The organism is Ruegeria sp. (genome assembly GCF_028066395.1).
GTDB lineage: Bacteria > Pseudomonadota > Alphaproteobacteria > Rhodobacterales > Rhodobacteraceae > Ruegeria.
In genome coordinates this window covers 1,494-6,137 of sequence record NZ_JALCBM010000114.1, presented here as the reverse complement: position 1 = coordinate 6,137, position 4,644 = coordinate 1,494, and the positions used below count along the sequence as shown (strand labels likewise).

Here is a 4,644-nt window from a genome sequence, read left to right as displayed (position 1 = left end):
TCAACCACCCGCCCGCTGTAATCCTGCGACAGCTCGGCAAAGCCCGGCGCTTGCGCCCGGTAAGCGGCCTGCCGCGCGGCAGGCGACGGGCGGTCCATCTGATAGACCCGCGCGGGGGCGGGCTGCGCCGGTTCGGGTCGCATCGCCCCCAAAGTCGCATTGGCCACGGTCGAGGACGCCCGGTGCCCAGCCTCGGCCAGAGCATGGCGCAGGGCAGAGACGATCAGCCCCCGCGCCACGCCCGGGTCACGGAACCGGACCTCGGATTTCGCCGGGTGGACGTTCACATCGACCAGCGTCGGATCGCAGTCGATGAACAGCGCCGCCGCCGGGTGCCGGTCGCGGCTGAGGAAATCGAAATAGGCCGCCCGCAACGCACCGGTCAGCATCTTGTCGCGCACGGGTCGCCCGTTGACGAACAGGTACTGCGCCACCGCCGCGCCCCGGGAATAGGTCGGCAAGGCGGCGTAGCCATAGAGCCTGATCCCCTCGCGCGTGGCGTCGATCTGCAGGGCGTTCTCGGCAAACTCGCGCCCCAGCACACGCCCCAGACGGGCGTGCAGCGCGTCGAACAAATCACCGTTCTCACGGTCGGCGCGGAAGGTCACGCGACCCTCTCCGCCGCCCGAGACATCGCGCAGAGTGAAGGTCACCGCCGGTTCGGCCATCGCCAGACGCTTGACTGTGTCAGAGATCGCCTGCGCCTCGGCCCGGTCGGTGCGCATGAATTTCAGGCGGGCTGGCGTGGCGTAGAACAGATCGCGCAGCTCGACCACTGTGCCTGCGCGCAGGGCGGCGGGTTTCACCGCCTCCATCTTGCCACCTGCGACATGGACCTGCGCCGCATCCGCCCCGCGGACCCGGCTGGTGATCGTCAGGCGTCCCACGGCCCCCAGCGACGGCAACGCCTCGCCCCGGAAACCAAAGGTATGGATGTTCAGCAGGTCCGAGCCGTCGATTTTCGAGGTCGCATGGCGGGACAAGGCCAGCGGCAGGTCCTCCGCCGCGATGCCGCAGCCATCATCGGTGACGCGGATCAGGGTCTTGCCGCCATCAGCGATGTCGATGGAGATCCGCGTGGCCCCTGCGTCCACCGCGTTTTCCACCAGCTCCTTGACGGCCGAGGCCGGGCGCTCCACAACCTCACCCGCAGCGATCCGGTTGATTGCTGCGTCGTCAAGCTGCCGGATGACGGGCCGTTCCTGGCTGATATTGGGGTGTGCGTGCGCCATACCGCTAGACCTAGCACAATCCGGCGCGATTCTACCACCGGTTTGCGGCGCATTCCAAAGGGGCTGAAACGAGCATCGTCCGGCCCGGTTGGACACTGCCCTCAGATTGCCAGGCGGCGTTCAAACAAGGCCGGACGATCCTGGTGTGAGTGGTGTGTTCGCCCGATAATCAGTGATGTCCTAACACAATAACTAGAACAAATCGCCCAATTGACCATCATTGTTTCCAATCAAGCAAATATCAGCCGATGACCTGCGAGCCAGCCCGGCGGGAAGGCGCTGAGTCAAGAGGAAATCGGCGCGCCTGCCCGGGTGCGGCATGGGCCGAACACGGCACTTAGCGCCAGAATCAGGCCGGACATGGTGGCGATCATGCCCGCCGCGCTAACCGCGTCCGCCCCGCCCAGCCAGAGCGGCCCGTACCCGGCCAGAACATATCCGGACACGGCGGAGAGGGTGGCGAACAGAACGCTCCAACCGATCTGCGCCTCAAGCCGGTTGGTCATCATCCGTGCGGCAGCGGGCGGACAGATGAACATGGCGATCACGATGATTGAGCCGACGGCGTCAAAGGCAGCAACGGCCGCAATCGCGGCGGTGATCACCAGCGCCATGCCCAGCGCGCCGGTACGGATGCCGATGGTGCGGGCGAAGCCTTCGTCGAAGGTGGAAATTTTCAGTGGTCGCCAGAACAGTACGGTGAACAGGCACACGCCCAGCAGCGTCAGCGCAATACGCGGCAATTCCGGCGGCAGGCCCGCCAGCGCTTCAAGATCCAACAGGGACGACCAGCCTACGGCGTCCAGCCAGATCAGGCTCTCCAGATTGCCGTAAAGCGCATGTTCCACGTCCAGATGCACGGTCGAGGTATCGGTCTGCTCCAGCAGCAACACCCCGCCCGCGAACATGGTGGTAAAGACCACACCCATCGCGGCACCCGGTTCGATCTGGCCCAGCCGCCGGATCGCCTCGATCAGGATCACGGCGACGATGGCGGCCCCGGCTGCGCCCAGCATCATCGGCCAGGTCGAGATCGCGCCGGTCAGCAGAAAGGCCACGACGATACCGGGCAACACCACATGGCTGATCGCATCACCGATCAGCGCCTGTTTGCGCAGCACCAGAAAGTTTCCGGGCAGCGCACAGGCGATAGCCGCGAAGGTGCCGATCAGCAGCGGCGTCAGGGACAGGGGGACGAATTCCTCACCGCTCATGCCGATACTCCCTGCGGGCCGCCGATGCGGCGGTCGATCTCGGCGATTTGGTCCCGGGTCAGGACGGTCTCGATATCGCGCAACCCGTCATAGAGCGCGGCTGTGGCCTCATGCGCCTGATCCGCACGCACGATTTCCCAGCGTTTTTCGTCACGTAGGGCCTTGGCGGCGCGGGCCTTTCCGGCCTCGGTCGCGACGCCATCGGCGCGCACGATATCAGCGCGGCGCAACAGGCGCAGGGTCAGGGGTTCATAGATCTTCTGCCCCTGCGCAAGTGCCAGCAGGCCTTGCCGGATATGCACCCGGCGCTGGAACCGCAGGTGGCGCAGCACAGCGGCCATCACGCCGCGCGCAGGCGCCAGCAGCATCGACAGCGCGAAGAAGCCGAAACTGACAAGCACAATGATCGGACCAGTCGGCAGGTTCGGGGCCGAGGCCGACAGGGCCGCACCCAGATAACCCGCCGCCCCTCCGGCCAGACCAGCCAACAGGACAACATGGTCCGATCGGTCCGACCAAAACCGGGCCGTCACGGGCGGGATGATCAGCAGGGCAACGATCAGGATCAGGCCGACGATCTTGAGGCCAACCACAGTCACCGCCATCACCAGCCCCATCATCGCCAGATCGATCCGGTTCACCGGCAGGCCGCGTGCGGCGGCGTATTCGGGGTCAAACGCAACCTGCAGCATCGGGCGCCGCAGGATCAGCACCAGCAGCAGGGTCGCCGCCCCTCCGCCCGCGATGATCAGCGCATCGGCCCAGAGCATGCCTGCGGTCGAGCCCAGCAGGAACCCCTCCAGCCCGGCCTGACGGCCCACGCCCATGGTCTGGATCATGGTCAGCAAAACGATACCCAGCCCGAAAAAGACCGACAGCACCGCGCCAATCGCGGCGTCCTCGGCCAGCCGGGTGTGGCGGGTCAGCCAGTTCATGCACAGCAGCCCGACCCAGGCCGAGACGGCAGACCCGGCCAGCAGGCCGATCAGGTTGCGCCCGTCCCCGCCCAGCGCGACCAGCGCCATGAAGGCCAGACAGACTCCGGGCAGCGTGGCGTGACTGATCGCATCACTGACCAGCGCGCGTTTGCGCAGGAACAGGAAGGTGCCGGTCACACCGGCGGACACGCCCAGCAAGGTGGCACCAACAGCCACCAGCGTGGCGTTATAGCCCAGCTGCAGGGTCAGAGCGTCCCAAAGCATGGATTACCCCAAAGCGCGCGAAATCTGGTCGATCTGCGCTGTCGCCAGACGTCCGCCATAGGCCGATTGCAACGTCTCGGCGGTGAAGGCTTGCGCCACCGGGCCTTCGGCCACCTTGCGGGTGTTGATCAGGAAGACATGGTCGAAATAATCCGTCACCGTGGCAAGATCGTGATGCACGGTGATGACAGTCTTTCCGGCCTCTTTCAGCGATTTCAGAACCGCGATGATCGCCTTTTCCGTGGCTGCATCCACCCCGGCAAAGGGTTCGTCCAGCAGATACAGGTCAGCATCCTGCGCCAATGCGCGGGCCAGAAACACCCGTTGTTGCTGACCGCCCGAAAGCTGCCCAATCTGACGATCCGCAAAATCGCGCATACCCACCCGGTGCAGGCAATCCATCGCCCGCGCGGTGTGGCGGGCGCGGATGCGGCCCAGCAGGCCCAGCTCGCGTGACAGGCCCATCAGCACCACGTCCAGAACGCGGGTTGGGAAGTCCCAGTCAACGCTCGACCGTTGCGGCACATAGGCGATCCGCGCGCGTTGCTGCTCTAGCGGCGCACCAAACACGGTCACCTGCCCGGACAGCGGTTTCACGATCCCCAGCGCGGCCTTCAGCAGCGTGGACTTGCCGGCCCCGTTCGGCCCGATGATCGCAGTCATCGCGCCGGGCTGGGCTGTCATATCCACCGAAAACACGGCCGGTTTCTGTCCGTAAGAAACCGTCAGGCCGCGAATGGCCAGCGGGCTGGTGTCAATCCCGGTATCCTCGACCTGGACCCCCTGAACGGATGCGAGCTCAAGCGTCATTCAAAACCCCGCAGACAGAGTGCCGTTCATGCCGCGCGCCGGGACATCGGCCCCCAGCGCCCGCGCAATCACGGTGATGTTGTGGTCGAGCATCCCGACATAGGTGCCCTCATAGGTGCCGGGCGCGCCCATGGCGTCCGAGAACAGTTCCCCGCCCACGGAAACATCGTGGCCCTTGGACGCGGC

The 4,644-nt window shown here is 65.8% G+C and carries 4 protein-coding genes and 1 pseudogene; all 5 read right to left on the bottom strand.

What is annotated here, in order from left to right:
* A partial coding sequence (gene mutL, locus MPJ51_RS21180; protein ID WP_298390951.1) for a DNA mismatch repair endonuclease MutL occupies positions 1 to 1,232 on the bottom strand: 1,232 nt, incomplete at its 3' end.
* Between the two features lie 284 nt (positions 1,233 to 1,516).
* On the bottom strand, positions 1,517 to 2,446 hold the full coding sequence (locus MPJ51_RS21175; RefSeq protein WP_298390950.1) for a metal ABC transporter permease: 930 nt from the start codon (positions 2,444 to 2,446) through the stop codon (positions 1,517 to 1,519).
* Entirely contained in the window at positions 2,443 to 3,648 is a 1,206-nt protein-coding gene (locus MPJ51_RS21170; RefSeq protein ID WP_298390948.1) for a metal ABC transporter permease, read from the bottom strand. The genes MPJ51_RS21175 and MPJ51_RS21170 overlap by 4 nt, the downstream gene beginning before the upstream one ends.
* 3 nt (positions 3,649 to 3,651) lie before the next feature.
* Complete coding sequence (locus MPJ51_RS21165; RefSeq protein ID WP_298390946.1) at positions 3,652 to 4,458, bottom strand: metal ABC transporter ATP-binding protein; 807 nt, start codon at positions 4,456 to 4,458, stop codon at positions 3,652 to 3,654.
* Positions 4,459 to 4,644, bottom strand: a pseudogene (locus MPJ51_RS21160) (manganese transporter); the annotation flags it as partial. It lies immediately after the preceding gene.

Excerpts from the sequence above, each read along its gene's own strand:
- MPJ51_RS21165 (WP_298390946.1), bottom strand. The coding sequence starts at position 4,458 with ATGACGCTTGAGCTCGCATCCGTTCAGGGGGTCCAGGTCGAGGATACC.
- MPJ51_RS21170 (WP_298390948.1), bottom strand. The coding sequence starts at position 3,648 with ATGCTTTGGGACGCTCTGACCCTGCAGCTGGGCTATAACGCCACGCTG.
- MPJ51_RS21175 (WP_298390950.1), bottom strand. The coding sequence starts at position 2,446 with ATGAGCGGTGAGGAATTCGTCCCCCTGTCCCTGACGCCGCTGCTGATC.